General features: G+C 71.4%; 24 protein-coding genes. 7 read left to right on the top strand and 17 right to left on the bottom strand.

Annotated elements, in window-relative coordinates; all coding sequences use genetic code 11:
* Positions 1–8 precede the first annotated feature (8 nt).
* From ACFXGN_RS11450 to ACFXGN_RS11400, 11 genes are all read right to left on the bottom strand, one after another.
* Entirely contained in the window at positions 9–989 is a 981-nt protein-coding gene (locus tag ACFXGN_RS11450) for an endonuclease/exonuclease/phosphatase family protein (protein ID WP_384856587.1), read from the bottom strand.
* The gene (locus tag ACFXGN_RS11445) at positions 986–2,119 is read right to left on the bottom strand and encodes an endonuclease/exonuclease/phosphatase family protein (RefSeq protein ID WP_384856584.1); all 1,134 of its coding nucleotides are present in this window, start codon (positions 2,117–2,119) and stop codon (positions 986–988) included. The genes ACFXGN_RS11450 and ACFXGN_RS11445 overlap by 4 nt, the downstream gene beginning before the upstream one ends.
* The gene (locus ACFXGN_RS11440; RefSeq protein WP_384856582.1) at positions 2,112–3,155 is read right to left on the bottom strand and encodes a glycosyltransferase family 2 protein; all 1,044 of its coding nucleotides are present in this window, start codon (positions 3,153–3,155) and stop codon (positions 2,112–2,114) included. Before ACFXGN_RS11440 ends, ACFXGN_RS11445 begins: the two co-directional genes overlap by 8 nt.
* Before the next feature lie 10 nt (positions 3,156–3,165).
* On the bottom strand, positions 3,166–4,212 hold the full coding sequence (locus ACFXGN_RS11435) for an NAD-dependent epimerase/dehydratase family protein (RefSeq protein WP_384856580.1): 1,047 nt from the start codon (positions 4,210–4,212) through the stop codon (positions 3,166–3,168).
* Positions 4,206–5,636, bottom strand: coding sequence for an aspartate aminotransferase family protein (locus ACFXGN_RS11430; RefSeq protein ID WP_384856577.1), 1,431 nt, complete (start codon positions 5,634–5,636; stop codon positions 4,206–4,208). Before ACFXGN_RS11430 ends, ACFXGN_RS11435 begins: the two co-directional genes overlap by 7 nt.
* Before the next feature lie 17 nt (positions 5,637–5,653).
* The gene (locus ACFXGN_RS11425; RefSeq protein ID WP_384856574.1) at positions 5,654–6,646 is read right to left on the bottom strand and encodes a lysylphosphatidylglycerol synthase domain-containing protein; all 993 of its coding nucleotides are present in this window, start codon (positions 6,644–6,646) and stop codon (positions 5,654–5,656) included.
* Positions 6,643–7,605 carry a UbiA prenyltransferase family protein gene (locus ACFXGN_RS11420; protein WP_384856572.1) on the bottom strand — a complete coding sequence of 321 codons (963 nt, stop codon included), beginning with the start codon at positions 7,603–7,605 and terminating at the stop codon, positions 6,643–6,645. Before ACFXGN_RS11420 ends, ACFXGN_RS11425 begins: the two co-directional genes overlap by 4 nt.
* Before the next feature lie 43 nt (positions 7,606–7,648).
* Positions 7,649–8,686: a glycosyltransferase family 2 protein gene (locus ACFXGN_RS11415; RefSeq protein WP_384856569.1), complete on the bottom strand. Its 1,038-nt coding sequence runs from the start codon at positions 8,684–8,686 to the stop codon at positions 7,649–7,651.
* Positions 8,687–8,852: 166 nt separating this feature from the next.
* Positions 8,853–9,131 (bottom strand): hypothetical protein, encoded by a 279-nt coding sequence (locus ACFXGN_RS11410; protein ID WP_384856566.1) that lies wholly within the window; start codon positions 9,129–9,131, stop codon positions 8,853–8,855.
* A 26-nt stretch (positions 9,132–9,157) separates the two neighbouring features.
* Positions 9,158–9,361 (bottom strand): hypothetical protein, encoded by a 204-nt coding sequence (locus ACFXGN_RS11405; protein WP_384856564.1) that lies wholly within the window; start codon positions 9,359–9,361, stop codon positions 9,158–9,160.
* 587 nt (positions 9,362–9,948) lie between these two features.
* Positions 9,949–10,713, bottom strand: coding sequence for a GntR family transcriptional regulator (locus tag ACFXGN_RS11400; protein WP_384856844.1), 765 nt, complete (start codon positions 10,711–10,713; stop codon positions 9,949–9,951).
* A gap of 285 nt (positions 10,714–10,998) precedes the next feature.
* Here ACFXGN_RS11400 and ACFXGN_RS11395 point away from each other — a divergent pair, with 285 nt between their 5' ends.
* The 4 genes from ACFXGN_RS11395 to ACFXGN_RS11380 all read left to right on the top strand — a co-directional run bounded on the left by ACFXGN_RS11395 (position 10,999) and on the right by ACFXGN_RS11380 (position 15,851).
* A complete protein-coding gene (locus ACFXGN_RS11395) occupies positions 10,999–12,294 on the top strand; it encodes an extracellular solute-binding protein (protein ID WP_384856561.1) in 1,296 nt (431 codons plus the stop codon).
* Between the two features lie 137 nt (positions 12,295–12,431).
* Positions 12,432–13,454: a carbohydrate ABC transporter permease gene (locus tag ACFXGN_RS11390; protein WP_384856559.1), complete on the top strand. Its 1,023-nt coding sequence runs from the start codon at positions 12,432–12,434 to the stop codon at positions 13,452–13,454.
* On the top strand, positions 13,451–14,317 hold the full coding sequence (locus ACFXGN_RS11385; RefSeq protein WP_384856558.1) for a carbohydrate ABC transporter permease: 867 nt from the start codon (positions 13,451–13,453) through the stop codon (positions 14,315–14,317). Before ACFXGN_RS11390 ends, ACFXGN_RS11385 begins: the two co-directional genes overlap by 4 nt.
* Before the next feature lie 7 nt (positions 14,318–14,324).
* The gene (locus tag ACFXGN_RS11380; RefSeq protein ID WP_384856555.1) at positions 14,325–15,851 is read left to right on the top strand and encodes a glycoside hydrolase family 3 protein; all 1,527 of its coding nucleotides are present in this window, start codon (positions 14,325–14,327) and stop codon (positions 15,849–15,851) included.
* 96 nt (positions 15,852–15,947) lie between these two features.
* Here ACFXGN_RS11380 and nagB read toward each other — a convergent pair whose 3' ends face one another.
* Positions 15,948–16,733 carry a glucosamine-6-phosphate deaminase gene (gene nagB, locus ACFXGN_RS11375; protein WP_384856553.1) on the bottom strand — a complete coding sequence of 262 codons (786 nt, stop codon included), beginning with the start codon at positions 16,731–16,733 and terminating at the stop codon, positions 15,948–15,950.
* Positions 16,734–17,388: 655 nt separating this feature from the next.
* Between nagB and ACFXGN_RS11370 the strand changes: the two genes are divergently transcribed.
* On the top strand, positions 17,389–18,855 hold the full coding sequence (locus ACFXGN_RS11370; protein ID WP_384856550.1) for a sensor histidine kinase: 1,467 nt from the start codon (positions 17,389–17,391) through the stop codon (positions 18,853–18,855).
* A 218-nt stretch (positions 18,856–19,073) separates the two neighbouring features.
* On the opposite strand, the gene ACFXGN_RS11365 is transcribed toward ACFXGN_RS11370, so the two are convergent.
* Positions 19,074–19,331, bottom strand: coding sequence for a WhiB family transcriptional regulator (locus tag ACFXGN_RS11365; RefSeq protein WP_003953983.1), 258 nt, complete (start codon positions 19,329–19,331; stop codon positions 19,074–19,076).
* 318 nt (positions 19,332–19,649) lie between these two features.
* Positions 19,650–20,618, bottom strand: a complete 969-nt coding sequence (locus ACFXGN_RS11360) for a diacylglycerol/lipid kinase family protein (RefSeq protein WP_384856547.1) — start codon at positions 20,616–20,618, stop codon at positions 19,650–19,652.
* A 107-nt stretch (positions 20,619–20,725) separates the two neighbouring features.
* On the opposite strand from ACFXGN_RS11360, the gene ACFXGN_RS11355 reads away from it, so the two are divergent.
* Complete coding sequence (locus ACFXGN_RS11355) at positions 20,726–21,142, top strand: hypothetical protein (RefSeq protein WP_384856544.1); 417 nt, start codon at positions 20,726–20,728, stop codon at positions 21,140–21,142.
* 161 nt (positions 21,143–21,303) lie between these two features.
* Here ACFXGN_RS11355 and ACFXGN_RS11350 read toward each other — a convergent pair whose 3' ends face one another.
* The 3 genes from ACFXGN_RS11350 to ACFXGN_RS11340 all read right to left on the bottom strand — a co-directional run bounded on the left by ACFXGN_RS11350 (position 21,304) and on the right by ACFXGN_RS11340 (position 23,510).
* Positions 21,304–22,323, bottom strand: a complete 1,020-nt coding sequence (locus ACFXGN_RS11350; protein WP_384856541.1) for an RNA polymerase sigma factor SigF — start codon at positions 22,321–22,323, stop codon at positions 21,304–21,306.
* A complete protein-coding gene (locus ACFXGN_RS11345; protein ID WP_384856538.1) occupies positions 22,320–22,733 on the bottom strand; it encodes an anti-sigma regulatory factor in 414 nt (137 codons plus the stop codon). Before ACFXGN_RS11345 ends, ACFXGN_RS11350 begins: the two co-directional genes overlap by 4 nt.
* A 516-nt stretch (positions 22,734–23,249) precedes the next feature.
* Complete coding sequence (locus tag ACFXGN_RS11340) at positions 23,250–23,510, bottom strand: UBP-type zinc finger domain-containing protein (RefSeq protein WP_351781774.1); 261 nt, start codon at positions 23,508–23,510, stop codon at positions 23,250–23,252.
* A gap of 39 nt (positions 23,511–23,549) precedes the next feature.
* On the opposite strand from ACFXGN_RS11340, the gene ACFXGN_RS11335 reads away from it, so the two are divergent.
* The gene (locus ACFXGN_RS11335) at positions 23,550–25,145 is read left to right on the top strand and encodes a Na+/H+ antiporter (protein WP_384856535.1); all 1,596 of its coding nucleotides are present in this window, start codon (positions 23,550–23,552) and stop codon (positions 25,143–25,145) included.
* Positions 25,146–25,147 lie beyond the last annotated feature (2 nt).

The raw sequence follows: 25,147 nt of genomic DNA, 5'->3' as shown, positions 1-25,147 counted from the left end.
TCTTCTCGTCAGGACCGGGGGAAGCCCACGGTCAGTTCCTGGACCAGGTGGTCCGACAGTCCCTCCGCGTCCCGGAAGCGGTACGCGCCCACCCGGGCTCCGCCGCCGGTGAACGCCCAGTCGATCCGCCAGAGCCGCAGCCGGGACCGGGCGTTCCAGCTGGCCGGGAGGACCGAACGGCAGGCGCCGATCGCGTCGCGCAGCGAGCGGGGCATCCTGCGGATGTCCCCGATGGCCGCGCTGGTGTTGAAGTCCCCGGTCACCAGGACCGGGTGCGGGTTGCCCCGCAGATCGCCGACGAGCGCCGCGTACTCCCGGTCGCGGGCGGCGGACCGGCGCCGCATGTCCCGGAGGAAGGCCGGACGCAGCGGGTTCATCACGGTCAACTGCACGGGGATGTGCACGTTGTACGTGGACAGCGTGCCCTCCCCGACCCGCAGGTCCACCCGGAGCGAGCAGGCGCCGACCGGCACGGGCGGCCCGGCGGCCGGGAACCGGGACAGAGTCACCGCGTTGTTCCCCACGGCCAGATGATGACCGGGGAACGCGGCCCGCAGCTGCTCCTCGTCGTCGATGTCCCAGACCTCGCCGCCCTCGAAGCCGTTCAGATACTCCTGGAGGACGTAGACGTCCGCCGACAGCGAGCGCAGGAAGCGGTAGAAACGGTCGGGATCGCCGCCCTGGTTCCAGTGCTGAGTGTTCCACGACACCAGCCGGAACCCGTCCACGGAGCCCCGACGGGGCCCGAGGGCACGCCAGTTGATCCCGTTCTGCGACCAGCCCGCGAGCAGGCATCCGGCGGCGAGCAGGGCCGCCGGGCCACTGCCCGCCGGGACGGCGACGGCGAGCAGTGCCAGCGGCACGGCGGCGAACACCACCGGCGGCAGCAGCGAGACCGCGAGCCACGGCCACCACCGCCCGTTCAGCGCCAGGTGCAGGGCGAGGAACACCGCCCAGCCTGCCGCGCAGTACGCCGGCACGTCCCTCACCCGTTCCCCGGCAGCGCGACCCACAGATCCTGCACCGCGTGGTCCGACAGCTTCTCCGGCGGATTGAACTCGTACCGCTCGGCCCTCGCCCCGTTCCCGGTGAACGCCCAGTCGGTCCGCCAGAAGGGCTTCCAACCGCCCTCCTCCCAGCTCGTGGGGTACGGGTCGGTGCTCACCCCCGCCGCGTCGTCGAGGCGCTCCCGCAGCGGGTCGAGGTCCGACATCGCCGCCGTCGCGTTGAAGTCGCCCGCCACCACCACCGGGTTGCGGTTGGCCGCGAGGTCCGCCTCCAGCGCCTCGTACTGGGCCCGGCGCGGCTCGAACCGTTCGCGCATGTGCCGGTAGAACGCGGCCGACAGCAGACCGTCCGGCATACTGTTCCACACCGGCATGTGCACGTTGTAGAACGACACCGTGCGGCCCCTGACCAGCAGGTCCGTCCGCAGCACCTTGGACTCGCGGTACACCCGGTCCCACTCGGCGTCCGGCGGCAGATCACGCGCCGGGCCCACGGCGGGCCGCCCCACCACCGGGAAGCGGGAGAGCGTCACCAGCTCGCCCCGGACCACGACCTGGTAGCCGGGGAACTCCCGGCGCAGCCGGTCCAGGTCGTCGATCGGCAGCCGGCCCTTCCGGTCGGCGGTCACGTGCTGGTACTCGTGCAGCAGGTACACGTCCGCGTCCTTCCCCTTCAGGAAGGCGTAGAAGTGGTCCTGGGTGCCGAGGAGCTGGTTCCACGAGTTGGTGTTCCAGGCGAAGACCCGCACGGAGTCCGGGCCCGGTCCCCGCTGGTCCCGCCACAGCGCCGCCGGGTCGAACCCGGACTGCCCGAAGCCCACGAGGAGCGCGAGGGCGGCGGCGGCCAGGCTCCGCCACCGGGCGGCGCCCCGGGCGAGCGGCGAGAGGAGCGCGAGCCCCAGGGGGATCAGCGCGAAGGCGGCGGGCGGCACGATGCCCACCAGGTGCCCGAGCCAGATCCGGCCGTCCGCCGCCCACTCCACGAGCAGCAGCACCAGCCAGGCGAGGGCCGCGCCCAGGACCAGCCGGTTCCGGCGGCGGAACCGGGGCCGGGGCGCCGCCGCCGGAGCCGTGGGCTCCCGTACGGCCTCCGGTGCGAGCAGGTCAGCCACGGGAGGCTCCCGTGGCCGCCCGAGCCAGGTCGGGGCGCGGCTGGGGGTCGTACAGGTGCCGGAACCGCTTCGAGCACAGCCACTGGACCCCGGCGACCCCGATGGCCGCGAACACCGTCAGGTTCACCAGGAAGTTGACCGCCACGAAGTAGCAGAGGAACAGCCGCCCCCGGTGCCGCCGCACCTCCCGGTACATGTCCAGGTCGCCCCAGACACCGAGGACGAACAGGGCCAGGGGCAGCAGGGCCCACCAGGCCCCCCACAGGAAGGGCGCGGCGAGCGCGGCGACCGTCAGGGGCGCGGCCAGGCTGGCGCCCGCGCGGGGACCGGTGACGAAGCCGCCCTGGAGGTGGCGTCTGCCGAGGATGAGCGGCACGGCGAGCCGGGCACGGGCGAAGACCTTGCGCAGCACGATCCGGACGGTGTCGTCGTGGTCGTGCCGTCCGACCACCTCCAGGGAGCTGAGCACCGTGTACCGCTCCGAGATCCGCCGCCCGTAGTCCTGGTCCTCGGTGTGCCGGAGGGCCGGGTTGAACGGTCCCACCTCGTCGAAGACCTGCCGGGGGATGGCCAGGATCGCGGTGTGGACGGTGTCGATGACGCCCTCGGACTTGAGGAGCAGGTAGTACTGCTGGAGCGAGCGGTACTCCTCGATCAGGCTGTCGCGGATCAGCGGCTCCGGCTCGTAGGTGCCGCAGATCGCCCCGTACCCCTGGCCGGAGCCGAGGAGCGCGACGGACTTGGCGACCGCGTCGGGGTGCATCGCGACGTCGGAGTCGAGGAAGACGAGGATCTCGCCCGTGGACAGTCCGGCGCCGAGGTTGCGGGCGACGGCGACCCCGCTGTTGACGCCGGTGGAGACGACCCGGGCGCCCGCCGCGGCGGCCACGGCGGCGGAGTCGTCGGTGGAGCAGTCGTCGACGACGATGACCTCGACGTTCGGGTACGTCTGCTGGAGGGCCGCCTCGACGCACAGGCCGATCGACCGGCCGTAGTTGTAGTTGGGGACGATGACGGAGACCAGGGGGAGGGACATGGGGGTTCTCCTAGAAGAGGACCTTGGCGAGGGAGAGGGCTCCCTGCCGCCACGGTTCGACACTGGTGACGCCCTCGCCCTTCTTCGCGGGGCGGGCGGTGCGCTGGTGTTCGCGCCACCAGGCGTAGGTGCGCAGGATCGCGTCCCGGTTGGAGTGCGCGGGCCGGAAACCGAGGGCGTCCCTCGCCTTGTCGGTGGAGACGAAGCTGTCGTCGAGGAGCTTGTGGAGCAGCCGCCCGTAGACCGGGGAGAGGCCGGAGCGCTGGAGCAGGCTGAGGGCGGCGAGCGCGGGCTTCGCGGGCAGCGAGCGGATCTTCTTGCCGTGCCCGGCGGCGTCCAGGACGGCCTGGAAGTCCTCGCGGATCGTGCCGAACGAGGTGGCGCCCAGGTTGAACGTGTCGTCGGCGCGCTCGGCCGGTGCGTCCATCGCGGTCACGACGGCGTCGACCAGGTCGGCCACGTCGAACATCTGGGTGCGGACGTCCCCCCGGCCGAGGACGGGGAAGTTCCGGCCCTCCTCCGCCCACTCGAAGAGCATGGCGAACAGGCCCATGCGGCCGGGTCCGAGGAAGGTCTTGGGACGCAGGATCGGCAGGCACATGTCCCGGCCCCGGAACCGCTCGGCGACCTCCTCGGCCTCCGCCTTGGCCGCGCTGTACGTGTCGACGGGCTCACGCGGGTACTCCTCCGGCGTCGGCACCACCTTCGGCAGGCCGTAGACGGCGGTCGAGGAGATGTGCACCACCCGGGGCACGGCGTTCGCCTCGGCGGCGGTCAGCACCGCCTCCGTCCCGCCGACGATCACCGAGCGGATCGTGTCGGCCGGATAGCTGGGCAGGGCCGCCGCGCAGTGCACCACCACGTCCGTGTCGGCCGTGATCCGCTTCATCGTGACGGCGTCCCGGACGTCCGAGACGGTGTGCGTCAGGTTCTCGTGCTCCGTCCGCGGGGCCCGCAGGTCCACGCAGTGCACCTGCCGCCCGTCGGCGAGGAGCCGGTCGATCAGGGTCGAACCCAACATGCCGGCACCGCCGGTCACCACCACGCGGTCTACCACAGCGACGACACCTTCTCCTTGACGAAACGGGTGAGCAGCCGGGGCAGACCCTGCGCGAGGGTCTTGTCGAGGCAGTCGAGGAAGAACTCGATCTCCTCCGGCTCGGCGACCAGCGACGGGGCCACCATCAGCGGGTTGTCGCCGTTGAGCGTGTAGTACGTGTAGATGCCGTGGTCCCGGTACATGGCGTTGACCACGGAGGAGGTGACGAGCTTGGTGCGGAAGCGCGGGTCCTTCGCCATCGGGCTCGGCACCAGCTTGGTGAGCAGCTCCAGGACCTTGGGGCCCTTGTGCAGGAAGACGCCGTGCAGCGCGCCGTGGCCGCGGACCTCCGCCACCACGTCCGGGTACTCCTTGGCGATCCGCTCCAGACCGGGGGCGAGGATCCGTTCGATGGCCCGCGCACGGGCCGGATAGTCGTCCTCGACGGCGATGTTGACCGCCTCGATCGCGGTGACGGCCTCCTCGCCGAAGCCGTAGTAGGTGGTGGACGTCGACTGGAGCAGCGCGTCGGTGAGGTTGTCGTACGCCTTGCGGAAGATCGGCTCGCGGGCCACGAAGGCGGAGATGGAGGACTTGCCGCCGCCGAAGGACTTCGAGGTGGTGAGGATGTCGGGGATCAGTCCCTCGTACCGCATGAAGTGGAACAGGCTGCCGGTCTTGCCCCAGCCGGTGTAGATCTCGTCGAAGAGGAGCACGATGTCCTCGGCCGTGCACAGCTCCCGCAGCCCGCGCAGGAACTCCTCCGAGCACTCGTTCATCGTGGACGCCGACAGCGGCTCGATGAGGAGGGCGTAGACGTCCGACTCGCCCTTCTCCGTACGGAGTGCGGCGACCAGCTTCCGGACCGACTCCAGGTCCCCGTACCGGAAGATCCCCACTCCGGGGATGCCGGGGAACTGGAACGTCGACTGGTTCTGGCCGGTCAGACTGCCCGAGCCGAGCAGCTTGCCGTGGAAGGAGATGTCGGCCCGCAGCACCTGGGAGCGCCGTCCGCCGTGGTACTTGTACGCCAGCTTGACCGCGCCCTCGACCGCCTCCGCACCGGAGTTGGGGAAGAACGACATGGTGAGGTCGCCGGGCAGCAGCTCCGCCAGGTTGTGGCCGAGGGCCGCGATGTACGGCGAGAAGTACGTCTTGTGGACCTCCATGCCGCGGCGCTCCTGGAAGCGCTGACGGGCGGCGAGGATCCGGGGGTGGTTGTGGCCGTGGTTGAGGACCCCGACGCCACCGGTGAAGTCGAGGACGCGGCGGCCGTCGCGCTGGGTGATCCAGACGCCCTCGGCGCTCTCGGCCAGCTCCTGGCCGAAGCCGAAGGAGGTCATCAGGGAGACCTGGCTCTTGTTGACGTGGTCCTTGTACAGGCCGTGGACCTGCTTGGTCGTCAGCGACTCGCAGTCGTCGACGGAGTACAGCTCGGGCATCGGAAGAGTCCTTCGGGTCAGGGAGCGGACGGAGACGTACGCGACCGGCGGGGCAGGGTGAGCAGGAGCGCGGAGCCCCCGACGAGGACCTCGCTCAGCGTGCAGACCACCCGGCTGGCGACCGCGACGGCGGTCGCCTCCTGCCAGGGCAGTACGGAGGTCAGGGCGAGCAGCAGCAGGGCCTCGCGGGCGCCCCAGCCGTCCGGCAGCACCACCACGAGGCTCGCGGCGGCCGTGGCCAGGGCGAAGCCGCCCACGCAGACCGGCAGGGCGGTCAGCGGCGGGGCGCCGAGCATCACGGCGAGCGCCCACAGGTGCAGCCCGCCCGCCAGCCAGGAGGCGGTGGCGCAGGCCATGGCCCGCCGCATCCCCCGGTCGCTGGCCCGCGCGGTGGGCGCGGGCCGCCGGGCCAGCCGGGCGGCGGCCGTCGCCAGCCGGTGCAGCAGCGCCGGGCGTACGGCCCAGGCGACGGTGACCGCGCCGGGCAGCACCAGCCACCAGGCTTCCGCGCCGATCGTCCAGGGCGCCGCGACCGGGCCGATGGCGAGACCGGTGAGGACGGCGACGATCAGGTTCAGCAGGAACACGGCGAGCACGACCGGTGCGGGCACCCCCGCCGCGCCGCCCATCCGCAGTTGGGCGAGGACGCCCCACACCGCGCCGGGCACGTACTTGCCCAGGTAGGAGGTGAAGTAGATACGGGTCGCGGTCCGGCCCGGCACGGGAGGGCCCAGATCGGCGAGGAGGGTGCGCCAGGTGGCCAGGGAGCACAGGACGGCCAGGGCGTTCGCGGCGAGCGCCGCGAGCAGATAGGGGACGGAGCCGGGCCGCAGTACGAGAGCGGCGAGTTCACCGGCCCGGCCGTACAGGGCGAAGCCGATGCCGGTGACGACGGCGAGGGGGAAGAGGACGGGCAGGGCCCGGCGGAGGGGGCCGCGCCGGGCGGGGGCGGCGGGCCCGGGGTCCGGGGCGGGTCCGACGGCGGTGTCCGTCGTGGTGGGCACCGTCATGAGCTGAAGTGGCACAGTACCCACGCACCGGCGAGCAGGGCCGACCAGAGCAGGGCGTTGAAGACGGTCATCCGGTCGCCGAACAGGGCCCGGGAGGGGTTTCCGCCGCCCGAGTCGACCATCAGGAGCTGGAGGTAGCGGGCGAGTCCGAAGAGCGCGAACGGGGCGGTGGCCACCGCGACGAGCGGGCCGTGCGGGCCGAAGACGGTGCTGCCCTGCACGTGCAGGACGTAGCTGACCGCCGTGAGGACCGCGGCGAAGGCGAGCAGCTGGTCGAGGAAGCCGAGGGTGTAGCCGCGCAGCGCGGGCCGGTGCAGCACCCCGCCGACCGCCATCTCGTGGCGCCGCTTGCCCAGGATCAGGAGCAGGCAGAGCGAGAAGACGCAGAGGGCCAGCCAGTTCGGCACCGGGTTGCCCGAGGCCAGGCAGCCCTGCGCGAGCCGCAGCACGAAACCGGCCGCGACGATGAAGACGTCGAGCAGCGGGACGTGCTTGAGCCCCTTGCTGTAGGCGGCGTTCAGCGCCACGTACGCGGCCACCGGCCACCAGTCGACGAGCGCGGCGGTGCCGCTCAGGACGGTCAGGCCGACCGTCGCCGCGAGCAGCGCGGCGAGCACGGCGGCGAAGACGACGGCGGTCCCGACCCCGACCCGTCCGGCGGCGATCGGGCGGTGCCGCTTCTCCGGGTGCCGCCGGTCGCGGTCCCGGTCGCCGATGTCGTTGATCAGGTAGATCAGGGCGGAGGCGAGCGTGAAGACGGCGACGGCCGCGGCGGCCCCGCCGAACGCCCCCGCGTCGAGGCGGGGCGCGCCGAGCAGCCCGAGGGGGACGACGACCAGGTTCTTCGTCCACTGCCCGGGGCGGACGAGCGCGGTGAGATCGGTGAGGAGGTGGGGGGGCCGGGCGGCCGGTGGGCGGGCCGTCGGCGCCTTGCTGCCGGTGAGCATGGGCGTGGCCATGAAGGGACTCCTGTGGGGAGGGGCGTAGGAAGATCGACGTGGGTCATCCGGAGGTCGTGGGGGAGGAGGCGGTGGTCCTGGGGTGGTCCCGGCGGCGGCGCAGGCTGGGCCCGAAGTCCGGCTCGGTGAGCCAGCGCACGGTGCCCCGGGCGGCACCGAGGACGATCGCCTGGTGCAGCACGAAGTGGACGGCGGTGAAGTACAGGAGGAAGCCGGGGCCCCGGGTCCGCAGCGCGAACCGGCTCAGCCCCGGGTCGGCGCAGGCGAAGAGCAGCGCGCAGAGCACCGGGACGAGCAGTAGCCAGGGGGTCAGCAGGCCGAGGAGGAGGGTGGGGAGGGTGAGCGCGGCGGCGAGGACGCCGAGCGGGCGGTTGGCGGTGAGGCCGCCCTCCCGCATCTGGCCGAGCGCGGCGATCAGCAGCTGGGAGCGCCGGTACTGCTCGGAGAGCATCGCCCCGAGCCGGTCGACGTCGTCGTGACGGCCGCGGATCGCGCCGGTCATGAGGATGCGGTGGGTACGGACGAGACGGCCGCTGTACTCGACGTCCTCGGAGTCCCGCAGGTTCTCGTCGAAGGGGCCGGTCGCCTCGAAGACGTCCTTGCGGATCGCGCCGAGGGCGAAGAAGGCGGTGCGGACCTCTCCGGCCGCGCGGTGCCGCCAGAAGTGGGCGTGCAGGGCGTGGTAGCGCTCCACGGGGCCGTCGTCGAAGAGCGGCTCGGGGTCGAGCACGCCGTGGACGCAGCCGAGACCGGGGTCGTCCCGGAGCAGGTCGGCCGCGTTCGCCAGGGCCTCGGGGTGGAGCGCGGTGTCGGAGTCGAGGAAGAAGAGGATCTCGCCCCGGGCGGCGGCGGCCCCGAGGTTGCGGGCGGCGGACACCCCCCGGTTGTGGGGGTTGGCGATCAGGACGACGTCGAACTCGCGGGCGATGTCACGGGACCGGTCGCTGCTGGCGTCGTCGACGACGATGACGTCGAGCGGGGTGTGGGTCTGCTCGAAGACTGAGGTCAGACAGGCGTGGAGGGTCTTCTCGTAGTTGTAGTTGGGGATGATCACGGACACGCTGGGCCGGGCCCTGGGCATGGGGTTCCTTGGAGGGAGGGCGGAGCGGCTTCGGACGGGGGCTTCGCGGGGTGGGGCTCCTCCGCGTGTGGGGGGCGGGGTTTTCGCGCGGAGGCGGGGTCCTTCGCGGGGCGGTGGGGGCCCGGGCCCGGTGGGGGCCTTCGCGCGGGAGGGCCTTCAAGGGCCTTCAGAGGAGCCGGAAGTCCGCGATGCGGTGGCGGATGAGCGCGGGGCATTGGCTGAGGAGCAGCCGGCAGAGCCGTAACGCGTGACCGACGGCCTCGATCTCGTCGGGGGCCCCGATGTAGAGGGCGAGCCGGACCGTGTGGTCGAGGACCAGGGCCCGCGCGGAGTCGAAGTGGTCCTGCGGGCGGGCGACGCGGTGCAGCGTCTCGACGAGCGCGGTGGCGGACGGGGCGGGTGGGGGGCAGCTGTCCGGTGCGGGTTCGTCGTCCGGCGGTCTCATCGAGACGCCGATCAGGTAGATGACGATCAGCCCCAGGAGAATCCGTTGTCGCCGTCGGCGGTCGTCGTCATGGCCGCGACCGTGCCGTGCCCGGCTGAGACGGTGCTTCCGGAGGCCGTGGCCGGGGCGGCGAGGGCGACGGTCAGCGCGACCGAGGCGGGCACCAGCAGGGCGAGTACGGTACGGAAGGAGACGCGGGCGAGAGCGGCGAAGCGGGCGGTGCTGGGCATGGCGGAACTGCCTTCCTGGCGGGGCGGGGACGGGGCTGTCGGGGAGCGCCTCCCTGTGCCGCTCCCGGTTCCGCCGGGCGGCTTCGACGTGTCCAAGATTGGCCCGTCCGGGTGGCCCTGTCACCGGAGAGCGGCTGGCACCAACCGCGTGGCCGTTTGGCGCCAGCCCCCGCGCACGGCGGACGGGCGCCGCTGACCAGCGCCTTCACCGGGCCGGTCACGTTGCTGCCAGGCGGAAGGTGCCGGGCGGGTGCCAGGCGGGTGCCGGACCGGGGCGGCTCCGCGACGCTCTCCTGATGGCTCCGGACCGCTCCCGGCGGGTTTTGGGCTGGTTCTGTACTGGTTCCGGATCGTTCTGGACCGACTTCAGGCCGTCCTGGACCGCTCCGGACCGGCTCCGGGCCCGACGCGCTACGGCCGGGGGCCGCGTACACACCCCGCTCCCTCCGGGAACCCGCTCCTTCCGGGAACCCGCTCCCTCCGGGAGACGCGGAACGGCCGCACCCGGTGGGGTGCGGCCGTTCGCGGGGCGGTGCGGGCCCGGCCCGGGGGAGGGCCCGGCCGTCGGCCCGGTCCTCTCCCGGGGCTCAGTCGGTCGGCCGCTTCAGACGCGCCACGAACTTGTACCGGTCGCCGCGGTAGACGGACCGGACCCACTCCACCGGCTCGCCCTGGGCGTCCACCGAGTGGCGGGAGAGCATCAGCATCGGCAGGCCGACGTCCGTGCCGAGCAGCCCGGCCTCGCGCGGGGTGGCGAGGGAGGTCTCGATGGTTTCCTCGGCCTCCGCGAGGCGCACGTCGTACACCTCGGCGAGGGCGGTGTACAACGAGGTGTACTTCACAAGGGAGCGGCGCAGGGCGGGGAACCGCTTCGCGGAGAGATGGGTGGTTTCGATCGCCATCGGCTCGCCGCTCGCGAGCCGCAGCCGCTCGATGCGGAGCACCCGTCCGCCGGCCGTGATGTCGAGCAGTCCCGCGAGGGTGTCGTCGGCGGTGACGTAACCGATGTCGAGGAGCTGCGAGGTCGGTTCGAGGCCCTGGGCGCGCATGTCCTCCGTGTAGGAGGTGAGTTGCAGGGCCTGGGAGACCTTGGGCTTGGCGACGAAGGTGCCCTTGCCCTGGATGCGCTCCAGGCGGCCCTCGACGACCAGCTCCTGGAGGGCCTGGCGCACGGTGGTGCGCGAGGTGTCGAACTCGGCGGCCAGCGTACGCTCGGGGGGGACCGGGGTGCCGGGCGGCAGGGTCTCCGTCATGTCGAGCAAATGCCGCTTCAGTCGGTAGTACTTGGGCACGCGCGCGGTACGGACCGGTGTCCCGTTCTCCGTCTCCGTGCTGCCCGCGTCCGTGGCCATGGCCTGCCTTCCCGACTCCTGTGCTGCTGCCGTCACCGGCTCCTCCGTCTGTCGCGGCTCACATGGTGGCACGGACCGGTCACGGGTCGTCGCCCTCCCTCAGGTGTCGGTCCGATAACGGACGCGACTGCCCTTCTTATACACCCTTGACACCCCTAAAGGTCTAGGCCAAGCTCCGGGTACTGGTCTAAACCATTAAAGACCAGGTCCCAGCCCCACGAGCACTATCCGACGTATGTCTTCGCGCGGTGGGCAGGGGTTGCAGGCATCCCTGAGGAGGGTGGCGTGAAGCGCAAGCTCATCGCGGCGATCGGCGTCGCAGGCATGATGGTCTCCATTGCTGCGTGTGGTGGTTCCGACAGCGACACCAAGGGCGGCACCAAGCCGTCCGCCGGTGGCGACAAGACCCTGACCGTCTGGGTGATGGACGGCTCCGCGCCGGACACCTGGATGGCCGAGGTCAACAAGGCCTTCGAGGCCAAGCACCCTGGCGTCAAGGTCAAGGTCGAGAAGCAGATCTGGAACGGCATCCAGGAGAAGGTCACCACCGCCCTCTCCGAGGACACCCCGCCGGACGTCCTGGAGCTCGGCAACACGCAGACCGCGGGCTACGCGGTCACCAGCGGTCTCGCCGACCTGTCGGGTGACAAGGCCAAGCTCGGCTACGACACCTGGAACAAGGGCATGGTGGCGTCCAACGAGCTGGACGGCAAGCTCTACTCCGCTCCGTGGTACGCGGCCAACCGCGTCGTCGTCTACGACAAGGCCGCCTTCGCGAAGGCCAAGGTCACGCCGCCGAAGACCCGCGCCGAGTGGGTCGAGGGCCTGAAGAAGCTCAAGGCGTCCGACCCCAAGTCGCAGGCGATCTACCTGCCGGGTCAGTCCTGGTACGTCCTCGCCGGCCTCATCTGGGACGAGGGCAGCGACCTGGCGGTCAAGGACGGCGACAAGTGGAAGGGCAACCTGTCCTCCCCCGAGGCCGCCAACGCCATGAACTTCTACAAGGAGCTGGCGTCCTACTCGACCGCTCCGAAGGACAAGGACGAGGCGACCCCGCAGCAGTCCACCGACATCATCCCCAAGGGTGGCGTGGCGTCCTGGATCGGTCTCGGCTGGGAGGCCGGCGGCGCGATCGACGCCATGAAGAAGGCCGGCAAGACCGCCGACTTCGGTTACTTCCCGATCCCGGGCAAGACGGCCGACAAGCCCGGCTCCGTCTTCCTCGGTGGCTCGAACCTCGCCGTCGCCGAGCGCTCCAAGAACAAGGAGCTCGCGAAGGAGTGGCTGGCGCTCGCCGCCGGCAAGGAGTTCATGACGAAGTACGCCGCCGCCACCTCGGGCGCGCTGCTTCCGAACAGCGACGCCGCGCAGTTCAAGCCGGCCGCCGGTTCCTTCGCCGAGGCCATGGCCGCCTCCTCCGCCTCCGGCAAGGTCACCCCGGTCACCCCGGGCTGGGCCAACGTCGAGACCGCCCCGAACCCGATCAAGGACTACATGACCAAGGTCCTGAAGGGCGAGGACGCCAAGAAGGCCGGCGAGGCCGCCGACAAGGTCATCAACGAGCGCATCAACCAGCAGTAACCCGTAGCCCGGTGGTGCGGCCGGTACCGCACCGGCCGCACCACCGGCGCTTTGCAGTGATGCAGTGACCAGCGGCCCGCTCCCCCGGGCCGTGGCTCGGTGGGCGCGGGAGCCCCAGAACCGCGAGGAATAAGACCATGACCGTGGACTCCCAGGGGACGGCGACCGCCGGTCCTCAGGACGCGCCCGGGAGGGCGGCAGGGAAGTCTCAGACTCCGCCACCCCCTTCCGGCCCGAAGGAAGTCCTTCAGCCTTCGCGTGGCAGACGTTCCCTGCCCAGCGGGGTGCTGCCGTACCTGCTCGTCGCGCCCGCCCTGTTGTCGATGGCGGTGCTGCTGCTCTACCCGCTGATCCGCAATGTGATCCTCTCCTTCCAGCAGTTGAACCGGAAGGAATTCATCACCCGCGAGACGGTCTGGATCGGCTTCGACAACTACACCGAACTCCTCGGTGACTCCGAGTTCTGGGGCGTCGCGCTTCGAAGCGTCGTCTTCACGGCCATCAACGTCCTCCTGATCATGGCGATCGGCACGGGCCTGGGCCTGCTCCTGAACCGCCTCGGCAAGAAGATGCGACTGGTCCTCTCGCTGGCCCTGATGTTCGCCTGGGCCATGCCGATCGTCGCCTCCGTGACCGTCTTCCGGTGGCTCTTCGACGAGCAGTTCGGTGTCGTCAACTGGCTCATGCGCACGCTCGGCTTCTCCGGCTACGAGCAGCACAACTGGTTCGAGACCGGCTTCGACGCCCTCGTCATCATCCTGATCCTGCTGGTCTGGGGATCGGTCCCGTTCGTCGCGCTCAACATGTACGCGGGCCTGACCACCATCGGCTCCGAGCTGTACGAGGCCGCGAAGATGGACGGCGCCAGCGGCTGGCGCACCTTCTGGGCCGTGGTCTTCCCGAACCTGAAGTCCTTCTTCATGATCACCACGTTCCTGGAGATCATCTGGATCTTCAAGGCGTTCGCCCAGGTGTACGCCATGAACCAGGGCGGCCCCGACCGGGGCTCCGAGACCCTCCCGGTCTACGCCTACATCGAGGGCGTCGGACAGTTCCACTACGGCGTCGCCGCCGCCATCTCCATCCTGACGATCGTGATGCTCATCGCGGTCATGTCCTTCTACTTCCGCCTGATCCTGAAGGAGGAGGAGGAGCTGTGAGCACCACCACCCAGACTCCGCAGAAGCTGCGCACCAGGAAGCCGGTCACGGTCGGCGCGGTCGCGAAGAACCTCAGCGCCCTCGTGATCGCGGTGGTGTTCGTCTTCCCGGTCTACTGGATGTTCTCGTCCTCGCTGAAGCCGCAGCACGAGATCATGACCAAGGACCCCGTCTTCGTCTTCACGCCGACGCTGGAGAACTACACGACGGCGACCGGTGTCGACCTCTTCTGGACGTACGTCACCAACAGCCTCATGGTCACCGTCGGTGCCGTGCTGCTGGCCCTGCTCGTCGCCCTGGCCGCGAGCTTCGCGATAGCCCGCCTCAAGTTCAAGGGGCGCAAGGGCATCGTCCTCATCGTGATGATGGCGCAGATGGCCCCCTGGGAGGTCATGGTCATCGCGATGTACATGATCTCGCGTGAGAACGACATGCTGAACAGCATCCCGATGCTCACGCTCATCTACTTCGTGATGGTCCTCCCCTTCACGATCTGGACCCTGCGCGGCTTCATCGCCGCCGTCCCGGTCGAACTGGAGGAGGCGGCCCAGATCGACGGCTGCACCCGGGGCCAGGCGTTCCGCAAGGTGATCTTCCCCCTGCTCGCCCCCGGCCTGATGTCGACCTCGCTCTTCGGCTTCATCACCGCCTGGAACGAGTTCGCGATGATCCTCATGCTGAACAAGGACAAGGAGTCGCAGACCCTGACGCTCTGGCTGACCCAGTTCCAGACCGCGTTCGGCAGCGACTGGGGCGCCACCATGGCCGCCTCGACGCTCTTCGCACTGCCCGTGCTCATCGTCTTCCTCTTCCTCCAGCGCAAGGCCGTCGGCGGCATGACCGCCGGCGCGGTGAAGGGATAACGGCTCCATGACCACACTCGTACACGGCACCGACACCCTGACCCGTGACGCGCTCACGGTGCTCCAGCCCGGTTTCGTCGGCACCACCGCCCCCGACTGGCTGCTCCGCCGCATCGGCGAGGGACTGTCCTCCGTCGGCCTCTTCGGCCGGAACGTCGTCAGCCCCGAGCAGCTCGCCGCGCTCACCGCCCAGCTGCGGGCCGAGCGGGACGACGTCCTCGTCGCCATCGACGAGGAGGGCGGCGACGTCACGCGCCTGGAGGTCAAGCAGGGCTCCTCCTTCCCCGGCAACTACGCGCTGGGCAGCGTGGACGACGTCGAGCTGACCCGGGCCGTGGCCCGTGAGCTCGGCAGCAGGCTCGCCCGGTGCGGCATCGACCTGAACTGGGCGCCCTCCGCCGACGTCAACTCCAACGCCGAGAACCCGGTCATCGGCGTCCGGTCCTTCGGGCCGGACCCGGACCTGGTCGCCCGGCACACCGTGGCGTACGTCGACGGCCTCCAGGGCGTCGGGGTCGCGGCCTGCACCAAGCACTTCCCCGGGCACGGCGACACCAACGTCGACTCGCACGACGCGCTGCCCCGGATCGACGTGGACCTCGCCACCCTGCACGCCCGTGAGCTGGTGCCCTTCCGCGCGGCCATCGCCGCGGACACCAAAGCGGTCATGAGCGCGCACATCCTGCTCTCCGTGCTCGACCCGCACCGTCCGGCCACCCTGAGCCCGCAGATCCTCACCGGTCTGCTCCGCCAGGAGCTGGGCTACGAGGGCCTGATCGTCACCGACGGCATGGAGATGCAGGCCGTCGCGGCGACCTACGGCATCGAGCGCGGCTCCGTCCTCGCCATCGCCGCGGGCGCCGACGCCATCTGCGTCGGCGGCGGCCTGTGCGACGAGGGGACCGTACTGCAGCTGCGCGACGCGCTGGTGAACGCGGTACGGACCGGTGAACTGCCCGAGGAGCGGCTGGCCGACGCCGCGGCGCGCGTGCGCGCCCTGGCGGCCTGGACCCAGTCCCACCGGGCCAGGGGGGCCGGATCGGCGTCGGGCGCGGCAGTGCAGGAGGGGACCGCGCCCGCCGCCGACATCGGACTCGTCGCCGCCCGCCGGGCCCTGAAGGTGACCCGGGGGAAGCAGCCCCACACCCCGCTGACCAGCGCCCCCTACGTGGCCGCCTTCACCCCCGTCGCGAACTTCGCGGTGGGCGACGAGACGCCCTGGGGCATCGCGGCGGAGCTGGACCGGCTGCTGCCCGGCACGGAGACCGGCTCGTACGCCGACGACTCCTCCGTGGACGACGTCCTCGCCGCCGCGGGGGAGCGGCGGGTCGTGGCGGTCGTCCGTGACGTCCACCGCCACCCGTGGATGGGCCAGGCCCTGGACGCGCTCGTCGCGGCCCGCCCCGACACCGTCGTGGTGGAGATGGGTCTGAACGAGGCGGAGCCCCGCGGGGCCCTGCACATCGCCACCCACGGCGCGGCCCGGGTCTGCGGTCGCGCGGCCGCGGAGGCCGTCGCCGGAACCGGCGCCTGACAGCCCGCTCCGGCGGTACGCGAAGGGCCCGGCACCGAGAGGTGCCGGGCCCTTCGCCGTGACCGGGAGGCTCGTCGCCGCCGGGTCACGGGCGGCTCAGATGCCCTGCCAGGCGGGCTTGTTGGCGAAGGCGTGGCGGAAGTAGTCCGCGAGCTTCAGCTTGGAGGCCGCGGCCTCGTCCACCACGACCGTGGCGTGCGGGTGGAGCTGGAGCGCGGAGGCGGGCACGAGCGCCGCCACGGGCCCCTCGACGGTCTGCGCCACGGCCTCGGCCTTGCCCTCGCCGGTGGCCAGCAGCACCAGGTGGCGGGCCTCCAGGATGGTGCCGATGCCCTGGGTGATGACGTGGTGCGGCACCTGCTCGATGTCGTTGTCGAAGAAGCGGGCGTTGTCCACGCGGGTCTGCTCGGTGAGCGTCTTGATCCGGGTGCGGGAGGCGAGCGAGGAGCACGGCTCGTTGAAGCCGATGTGCCCGTCGGTGCCGATGCCGAGGATCTGGAGGTCCACCCCACCGGCCTCGGTCAGCGCCCGGTCGTAGGCCTCGCAGGCGGCCAGGACGTCCTCGGCGGAGCCGTCGGGGCCCATGAAGGCATCCTCGGAGAGCCCGAGCGGCTCGACGACCTGGCGCAGCACCGTGGAGCGGTACGACTCGGGGTGGCCCGAGGGCAGCCCGACGTACTCGTCCAGCTGGGCGATCCGGGCCCGGGAGGCGTCGACCGAACCGGCCCGGACCAGGGCGGTCAGGGCGTCGTAGATGGGCAGCGGAGTCGAGCCCGTGGCCACGCCGAGCAGCGCGTCGGGCTTGCGGCGCAGGAGGCCGGCGATGCCGTCCGCGATGAGTTCCCCGCCCGCCTTGGCGTCCTTGACGATGACAACTTCCACGCTGTGCCTGCCGATCTGGTGAGGGGCTGGTGAGGGACCGTGTGGTATAGACCAATCTAAGGACAAATCTAGCAGAGGAGGGGCCTTCCCCTCGTGCCGTTCCGCCCCCCGGACGCCCCCGCCGTCCATCGTCGGCCGCGCCGCTCCCCCCGGCCACTCGAACCCCGGGGGCCGCACGGGAGGCGCCCGTGGGGGCGGCTGCGGGGGAGGAGGCCCCTGGTGGCCCTCGCCGGGCCGGAGGGGGCGCGGTCGGGGCCCTGCGGCCTCTCCGGGGCCCGTGGTACGGGGCCGAGCCCTCCCGCCGGGGCCCGCCCGCCCGCTCGCCGGCCCCGGAAACACCCGCGGGCCGCGGCGCCCGACGGGACCCTCAGCCCGTCCGGCACCGCAGCCCGGAGTTTGCTCCGGCCGGGGGTGTGCGGTCCCTCGGCCGTCGTGGGAGGTCTCGGCGCAGTCAGGGCAGAGAGCGCCGGGTACCTCGTTCCATCCCCCTGTGCGGGGAGGATGGAGGCTCTGATGCGTTCATTGTGGACTAGACCATTCTTGTCTGTCCATCCACAGGAGCGCGGTCTTTCCCGGCCCATCCTCCAGTACGGGGCCCGGGAGATCCAGGTTCACCGCCCGTTTGCTCCACGGGTACGCTCGCACCGTGCCCTCCATGAACGACCTCGTGCGCCAGCACACCGCCCTGAGCGACTCCGACCTCGAGTGGCTCCACCTGCTGGTGTCGGAGTGGCAGCTGCTCTCCGACCTCTCCTTCGCCGACCTCGTCCTGTGGGTGCCCACCCTCGACGGTACGCGGTACGTCTCCGTCGCCCAGATGCGGCCGAACACCGGCCCCACCTCCTATCAGGACGACATGGTCGGCCATCTGGTGCCGCGCGGCCGTCGCCCGCTCCTCGACGCCGCCCTCGACGAGGGCCGGATCGTCCGCGAGGGTGACCCGGAGTGGCGCGAGGAGGTGCCCGTGAGGGTCGAGTCCATCCCCGTGCGCAGGGAGGGCCGGGTCCTCGGCGTCATCGCCCGCAACACCAATCTGCTCACCGTCCGCACCCCCTCCCGGCTGGAGCTGACCTACCTCCAGTCGGCCTCCGACCTCGCGCAGATGATCGCCGCCGGGACCTTCCCCTTCCCCGGCGAACAGGTCGACATGGACTCCTCGCCCCGGGCGGGCGACGGACTCGTCCGCATGGACGCCGAGGGCATCGTCCAGTACGCCTCGCCCAACGCCCTCTCCGCCTACCACCGGCTCGGCCTCGCCGCCGACCTGGTCGGCCAGCACCTCGGCCAGATCACGGCCGAACTGGCCCCGTCCCGGGGGCCGGTGGACGAGGCGCTGGTCACGCTCGCCTCCGGGTACGCGCCGCGCGAGTTCGAGGCCGAGGGCAACGGCGGGGTGATCCAGCTGCGGGCCATCCCGCTCAAGCCCAAGGGCACCCGGATCGGTTCGCTGGTCCTGCTCCGGGACGTCACCGAACTGCGCCGCCGCGAGCGCGAGTTGATCACCAAGGACGCCACCATCCGGGAGATCCACCACCGGGTGAAGAACAACCTCCAGACGGTGGCGGCCCTGTTGCGCCTCCAGTCCCGCCGGATGGACTCGGCCCAGGGCCGCGAGGCCCTCGACGAGGCCGTGCGGCGCGTCGGTTCGATCGCGATCGTCCATGAGACGCTGTCTCAGAACCTGGATGAGCGCGTCGAGTTCGACGAGATCGCCGACCGGGTGATCGCGATGGTCGCCGAGATCTCCCCGGGCCCGATCAGCTGCCGGCGGAACGGCCGTTTCGGCATTCTCGACGCCGAGGTGGCGACCCCGCTCTCCATGGTCCTCACCGAGATCCTGCAGAACGCCCTGGAGCACGCGTTCGCGCCCGGTGACGAGGGCGCCGTCGAAGTCACCGCCGTACGCGGCGAGTCCAGGGCCGACGCCCGGCTTCTGATCACCGTCCAGGACGACGGTCGGGGACTGCCCGAGGGATTCGACCCCAAGCGCGCCGGAAATCTCGGACTGCAGATCGTACGAACCCTGGTGGAAGGGGAGTTGGGCGGTTCCTTCGACATGCTGCCGGGTTCCGGACGCGGCACGAAGGTCGTTCTCGACATTCCCGTGCGCACGCAGAAGTGAGACGGTCGCTCAAGTGACCGCCCGTGACGGAGAGTTCTGTCACGGGCGGTGAAGTTCTGGTCACCGAAAGCCGGTCGGTGAAAAGCAGCGAGCCCCGGACCGAATTCACTTCGGTCCGGGGCTCGAATGCTGTTGGGTTTAATGCTGCGCGCTGCGGCTCGAGTGCGGTGAATGCATACGCGATGTATGCGCCGCTCGCCTCAGGCTGTCGGTGGGCGTCAGGCGCTGGCGTTACGCGCCCGGTTGCGAGCGGCACGGCGCTTCATCGCGCGGCGCTCGTCCTCGCTGAGGCCACCCCAGACGCCGGAGTCCTGGCCGGACTCGAGCGCCCACTGCAGGCACTGCTCCATGACGGGGCAGCGGCGGCAGACGGCCTTGGCTTCCTCGATCTGCAGCAGCGCAGGACCGGTGTTGCCGATGGGGAAGAACAGCTCCGGGTCTTCCTCACGACAAACGGCGTTGTGACGCCAGTCCATGGCTGCTACCTCTCTTGGTATTACGTGCGGGTTGCTTGTGAATGTGAACGCTTTCACGAATCCCCCCGCAAGGGAAGGGCCGACTGCCAGGTGAACTGGTGTGGTCCTAAGACTTGAGGAGGGGTTCTGGCTCTCAGTGGAGGCTGGTGTTGCGGGCCGTCCCGATCGCCAAGAAGAGACTCGCAAACCTCGGCAGCGGATACAACCCCTTCTGGAAAGTTTTTTTTGATTCCTCGGTGTCGGCTAGGTCACAGCCGTACTTCTAAGGGGTGGATGCGCGCCTAAACGTTCGAGTGAAAGGACTTTGGGCCCTTCCACTCACACAATCACACGCAGTGCATGGCGTACGCCTGTGAACGTCACGCTTGTACGCAGTCCCAGGTGGTCTCCGTCCATCTGGAGAGGGAGCGGGACCTTCGAATGCAAGGTGAAGTCGGTGAGGTCGTGCAGCGTCACGGCGTGCTTGCCGCGAGGGCCCCGTTCCGGGGTCGAAGTGAGCAGCTGGGTGGCGTACCGGGCCACCGCCGGAGTGGACAGACGGCGCAGTCCGAGCACGTCGAGCGCGGTTTCGAAGGAAGCCTCCGGGGACGCGTACACCGGACGATTGCCCAGGTAGGTCCAGGGGGAGGTGTTGCAGATTATGGAGAGGACCAGATCCTCGACCGGTTCCGCGCCGGGGCGTTCCAGGGTGATCGTGCCGTGCCTGCGGTTCGGTTCCTCCAGGAACTGCCGCACCACCTGGCGGATGTAGAGCGCGTGCGTCGATCTCTTTCCGCGTTCCCGCTGCTGTTCGACCCGGCCGATGACGCTCGCGTCGAATCCGAGACCGGCGCAGAAGGTGAACCAGCGGGAGGGGACGGACTCGTCGTCCGTGCCGGGCGTTCCCGAGGCGAGCCCGAGGCTCACCGTCCGTGCCCGTCGCTCACGCAGCGCGTCCAGCAGGGCGCCGGTCGCCTCCACGGCGTCGTTAGGCAGTCCGAGGGCGCGGGCGAAGACGTTCGTCGAGCCGCCGGGGACGACCGCGAGGCTCGGGAGCCGGTCCGGATCGGGCCCGCCGTGCAGCAGTCCGTTGACGACCTCGTTCACCGTGCCGTCGCCGCCGAGCGCCACCACGAGGTCGATGTTCCCGGAGTCGGCGGCCCGTCTGCCCAGGTCGCGCGCGTGTCCCCGGTACTCGGTGGTGATCGCCTCCAGCTTCATCTCGCTGGCGAGCGCGTGGATGAGTACGTCACGGGTGCGGGCACTGGTGGTGGTGGCTGCCGGATTGACCACGAGAAGTGCGCGCATGAGCGCCAGGGTACCTACCCGGCGGTACCGGTCCCAGCCCGGCCCGATCCGTGGACGCCCTCGCCCGGTCTCCGCGGCCCGGCGGCGGCCCCGCTACCCTGCCCTGTATGAGCAGCACGGAACAGACCCACCGACCTCCCCGCGTCACCGCCGCCGCGGCCGTGGCGGGCGCCGAGGGCGTCGGGCTCGTCGGCGGGGGCGTCTTCCTGCTGGCACACGCCCTGACCTCGGACTCCGGCGACCTGCCCGGCGGCATCGTGGGCGCCCTGACCGTCGTCGCGCTCGGCCTGATCCCGCTCGTCGCGGCCCGTGGGCTGTGGCTGCTCCGGTCCTGGAGCCGGGGCCCGGCCGTGATCACCCAGCTCCTCGCCCTGCCGGTCGCCTGGCAGATGCTCCAGACCCCGGGAGTGATCCCGGCCGGGATCGTGGTCGCCGCCCTGGCCGTCACCGGTCTGGTCCTCCTGGTGAGCCGGTCCACCACCGCGTCGCTCGGCATCCGCCGCCCCGGCCAGGACGCCGCGTAGCTCTCCGGCGGCGAGGCCGACGGGCCCGGGGTCCGGCACCGGGGCACCCACCCGGCGGATCCGGCGCACCCGGCGGACTGTCGGGCCCGGCGCGCCGCTCGGACCCGACGGATCCGGCCATCGGCGCGCGGCCCCGCCGGTGAGCGTGGGCCGCCCCCGTCCTACTCCTCCACCAGAAGCTTCTCCCGCAGTTGTGCCAGGGTCCGCGCGAGCAGCCGGGAGACGTGCATCTGGGAGATGCCCACCTCCTGCGCGATCTGCGACTGGGTCATGTTCCCGAAGAAGCGCAGCAGCAGGATCCGCTTCTCCCGAGGGGGCAGGTCCTCCAGGAGCGGTTTCAGGGACTCCCGGTACTCGACCCCCTCCAGGGCCTCGTCCTCCGAACCGAGCGTGTCCGCGACCGCGGGCGACTCGTCGTCCGTGTCGGGCACGTCCAGGGAGAGCGTCGAGTAGGCGTTCGCCGACTCCAGGCCCTCCAGGACCTCCTCCTCCGAGATCCCCAGCCGCTCCGCCAGCTCGTGCACGGTCGGCGAGCGGCCGTGCTGCTGGGAGAGCTCCGCGGTCGCCGTGGTCAGCGAGAGCCGCAGCTCCTGGAGGCGGCGCGGCACCCGGACCGCCCAGCCCTTGTCACGGAAGTGCCGCTTGATCTCCCCGACGACCGTCGGGGTCGCGTACGTGGAGAACTCGACACCGCGCTCCGGGTCGAACCGGTCGACCGACTTGATCAGGCCGATCGTGGCCACTTGTGTCAGGTCGTCCAGCGGCTCGCCCCGGTTGCGGAAGCGCCGGGCCAGGTGCTCCACCAGCGGCAGGTGCATCCGGACCAGCCGGTTGCGCAGCTCCGCCTTCTCGGGGGAGCCCTCCGGCAGCTCGCGCAGGGTGACGAAGAGGGCGCGGGCGCCGCTCCGGTCGTGCCGGTCCCGGGCGGCGGGGGCTTCGGAGCCGTCGGCGTCGTCGCCCTCCTCGGCGTCGTCACCGTCCTCCGTCTTCTCCGCCGGGGTGCCCGTCTCCCGCGCCGGTTCCGCGTCCGCGGGGGCCCGCGGGACCTCGGGGACGCCCGGTGTCTCGGGAACCTCGTGGTGCTGCTCGTGCTCGCTCATCTGGTCCGCCCGCTCCGTAGCGACCTCATGCGGCCGCGCCTGCTGCTCAGGGATGCCGGCCGTCGCGTCCCCGCTCCTCACGCCGGGCCTGGCCCCGCGCCGCGCTGTTTGTAGAGGCTGATCGAGACCGTGCGGTCCTCCGCCACGGTCGACTCCACCTTCCCGGCCAGTGCCGAGAGCACCGTCCAGGCGAAGGTGTCCCGTTCGGGCGCGCGGCCGTCCGTCGTCGGGGCGGAGACCGTCACGTCGAGGGCGTCGTCGACCAGCCGGAAGACACAGCTGAGGACGGACCCCGGCACGGCCTGCTGGAGCAGGATGGCGCAGGCCTCGTCGACCGCGATCCGCAAGTCCTCGATCTCGTCGAGGGTGAAGTCCAAGCGCGCCGCGAGACCGGCCGTGGCCGTACGCAGCACGGACAGATAGGCACCGGCAGCGGGCAGCCGGACTTCCACGAAGTCCTGGGTCCCGGGTTCGCCTGTGATCTGGGACACCCTCACCTCCAAGGTGGCACAAGCTCATTCGGGGTCCGGGGAAAGGGCCCCCGAACCGGGCGGTACGCAGGGGCTGCGCAGTCCGCCGTGACGCTATCGCGATCCGTCCCGCCGTGTCGCCGTGAGCCCCGCCTCCCCCCGTGGCCGGTCATCACCCATGGTAGGCCCATGGGTGCGGACGGTGGGCGGAGGCCTGTGGAAAACCGGAAACGGGCGACCGGCGGAGGGGTGACGTACCCAGCCCGGAGCCGGGCGAACCTTCGGACGGCGGAATCACCGGAGGCCGTACGACCACGTTCCCGGGCCGTACGGCCCCGATCACGCCGGAACGACCGGCCCGGCGGGCTTCCCTTCCGGGCCCACCGACCGGCTTCCTGGACCGGCCCCGGGCCCCCGGGCGGTTCTCGAACCGGTCCCGACCCGGGAGCGACCGGACCGGCCGCGGGGGTCTCGGCCGGGTGGACGGGAGGGGCGGCCCGCCCGGTCCTCGCCGCCCGGCGCGGGTCCGCCCGGCCCTCAGACGATCGCGCTGTCGACGAAGCACCAGCGCCAGGACTCGCCCGGCTCGAAGGTCCGCATCACCGGGTGTCCGGTCGCGCCGAAGTGTCCCGTCGCGTGCCGCCCCACGGAGGAGTCGCAGCAGCCGACGTGCCCGCAGCTCAGGCAGAGCCGCAGCTGCACCGGATGCGTCCCGGCGGCCAGGCACTCGGGGCAGGTGGCGGCCAGCGGCGCCGGTTCGGGGCGCGGCATTTCGGCAACGTGCGGGCACTCGCTCATGATGGCCAGGTTACGTTGCGGCACGGGACAGGGGCGGGCATGGACGCATTGCAGCTGGTGGCACTGGTGGCGGCGAGCGCCGCGGTCGCGGGGTTCGCCCGCAGGACCCCGGTGCCCGCGCCGCTGCTCCTGGTCGCGGTCGGCCTCGCCGCCTCGTACGTCCCGGGGGTGCCCGACTACACCCTCGATCCGCACATCGTGCTGCCGCTGATCCTGCCCCCGCTCCTCTACACCGCCGCCGTCGACTCCTCGTACCTCGATCTGCGGGCCAACATCCGGCCCGTCGCGCTGCTCTCCGTCGGGTACGTGCTGTTCGCCACGGTGGCCGTGGGCTGGCTCGCGTACGTCCTCGTCCCCGGCCTGCCGCTGACCGCCGCCCTCGTGCTGGGCGCGGTGGTCGCCCCGCCGGACGCGGTCGCCGCCACCGCCATCGCCCGCAAGCTCGGCCTGCCCAACCGCATCACCACGATCCTCCAGGGCGAGTCCCTGGTGAACGACGCCACCGCCATCACCGCGTACAAGGTCGCCCTCGCGGCGGCCGTCGGCGAGGGCGTGAGCTGGGCCGGCGGTCTCGGCGAGTTCGCCCTCGCGGCCCTCGGCGGCATCGGCGTCGGCCTGGTCCTCATGCTCCCGATCCACTGGCTGCGCCGGAGCCTGGGCGACTCCCTCCTCCAGAACACCCTCTCCCTCCTCACCCCCTTCGTCGCCTACGCGGCGGCCGAGGAGGTCGGCGCCTCCGGGGTCCTCGCCGTCGTCGTGGTCGGCCTCTTCCTGGGCCACCGCGCCTGGCAGGTCGACTTCGCGACCCGGCTCCAGGAGGAGGCGGTCTGGAAGATGGTCGCCTTCGTCCTGGAGTCCGCCGTCTTCGCGCTGATCGGCCTCCAGCTGCCGTACGTCGTCCAGAGCCTCGGGCAGTACGGCGTCGGCGAGGCGGCGGGATACGCGGCGGGGGTCTTCGTCGCGGTGGTCCTCGTCCGCTTCGTCTGGGTCTACCCGGCGACCTTCCTGCCCCGGCTCTCGGCCCGCGTCCGGGAACGCGAGCCGGGGGTGGACTGGCGGGCTCCGCTCGTCGTCGGCTGGGCCGGTATGCGCGGGGTGGTCTCCCTCGCCATCGCCTTCTCCATCCCGGTCGCCGTGGCCGGGGAGGAGTTCCCGGCCCGCAACCTCGTCCTCTTCCTCACCTTCACCACCGTCATCGGCACGCTCGTGGTGCAGGGCCTCACCCTGCCGCCCCTCATCCGCCTCCTGAAGCTGCCGGGCCGGGACCGGTACGCGGAGACCCTCGCGGAGGCACAGGCCCAGAGCGAGGCCTCGCAGGCAGCCGAGGAACGCCTCGACGCGCTCCTCGCCGACGAGCGCAACGCCCTGCCGCAGCCCCTCGCCGACCGGCTGCGGACCGTCCTCGAACGGCGCCGCAACGCGGTCTGGGAACGGCTCGGCGCCGTCAACGCCGTCACCGGGGAGACCGTGGACGACACCTACCGGCGGCTCTCGCGGGAGATGATCGACGCCGAGCGCGAAGTATTCGTACAACTGCGCGATGCGCGCCGGATCGACGACGAGATGATGCGCACCCTGCTCCGCAGGCTCGATCTGGAGGAGGCCGCCGCCTACCGCGAGGAACTCGACGACTGAGG

This window comes from Streptomyces sp. NPDC059247 (genome assembly GCF_042754005.1).
Taxonomy (GTDB): Bacteria; Actinomycetota; Actinomycetes; order Streptomycetales; family Streptomycetaceae; genus Streptomyces.
Note: the sequence above shows the minus strand (reverse complement) of the source record. Positions and strands in the feature narration are given on the sequence as shown.

Excerpts from the sequence above, each read along its gene's own strand:
- ACFXGN_RS11440 (WP_384856582.1), bottom strand. The coding sequence starts at position 3,155 with ATGTCCCTCCCCCTGGTCTCCGTCATCGTCCCCAACTACAACTACGGC.
- ACFXGN_RS11430 (WP_384856577.1), bottom strand. The coding sequence starts at position 5,636 with ATGCCCGAGCTGTACTCCGTCGACGACTGCGAGTCGCTGACGACCAAG.
- ACFXGN_RS11425 (WP_384856574.1), bottom strand. The coding sequence starts at position 6,646 with ATGACGGTGCCCACCACGACGGACACCGCCGTCGGACCCGCCCCGGAC.
- ACFXGN_RS11420 (WP_384856572.1), bottom strand. The coding sequence starts at position 7,605 with ATGGCCACGCCCATGCTCACCGGCAGCAAGGCGCCGACGGCCCGCCCA.
- ACFXGN_RS11415 (WP_384856569.1), bottom strand. The coding sequence starts at position 8,686 with ATGCCCAGGGCCCGGCCCAGCGTGTCCGTGATCATCCCCAACTACAAC.
- ACFXGN_RS11410 (WP_384856566.1), bottom strand. The coding sequence starts at position 9,131 with ATGAGACCGCCGGACGACGAACCCGCACCGGACAGCTGCCCCCCACCC.
- ACFXGN_RS11405 (WP_384856564.1), bottom strand. The coding sequence starts at position 9,361 with ATGCCCAGCACCGCCCGCTTCGCCGCTCTCGCCCGCGTCTCCTTCCGT.
- ACFXGN_RS11400 (WP_384856844.1), bottom strand. The coding sequence starts at position 10,713 with ATGGCCACGGACGCGGGCAGCACGGAGACGGAGAACGGGACACCGGTC.
- ACFXGN_RS11390 (WP_384856559.1), top strand. The coding sequence starts at position 12,432 with ATGACCGTGGACTCCCAGGGGACGGCGACCGCCGGTCCTCAGGACGCG.
- ACFXGN_RS11380 (WP_384856555.1), top strand. The coding sequence starts at position 14,325 with ATGACCACACTCGTACACGGCACCGACACCCTGACCCGTGACGCGCTC.
- ACFXGN_RS11370 (WP_384856550.1), top strand. The coding sequence starts at position 17,389 with ATGAACGACCTCGTGCGCCAGCACACCGCCCTGAGCGACTCCGACCTC.
- ACFXGN_RS11365 (WP_003953983.1), bottom strand. The coding sequence starts at position 19,331 with ATGGACTGGCGTCACAACGCCGTTTGTCGTGAGGAAGACCCGGAGCTG.
- ACFXGN_RS11360 (WP_384856547.1), bottom strand. The coding sequence starts at position 20,618 with ATGCGCGCACTTCTCGTGGTCAATCCGGCAGCCACCACCACCAGTGCC.
- ACFXGN_RS11355 (WP_384856544.1), top strand. The coding sequence starts at position 20,726 with ATGAGCAGCACGGAACAGACCCACCGACCTCCCCGCGTCACCGCCGCC.
- ACFXGN_RS11340 (WP_351781774.1), bottom strand. The coding sequence starts at position 23,510 with ATGAGCGAGTGCCCGCACGTTGCCGAAATGCCGCGCCCCGAACCGGCG.
- ACFXGN_RS11335 (WP_384856535.1), top strand. The coding sequence starts at position 23,550 with ATGGACGCATTGCAGCTGGTGGCACTGGTGGCGGCGAGCGCCGCGGTC.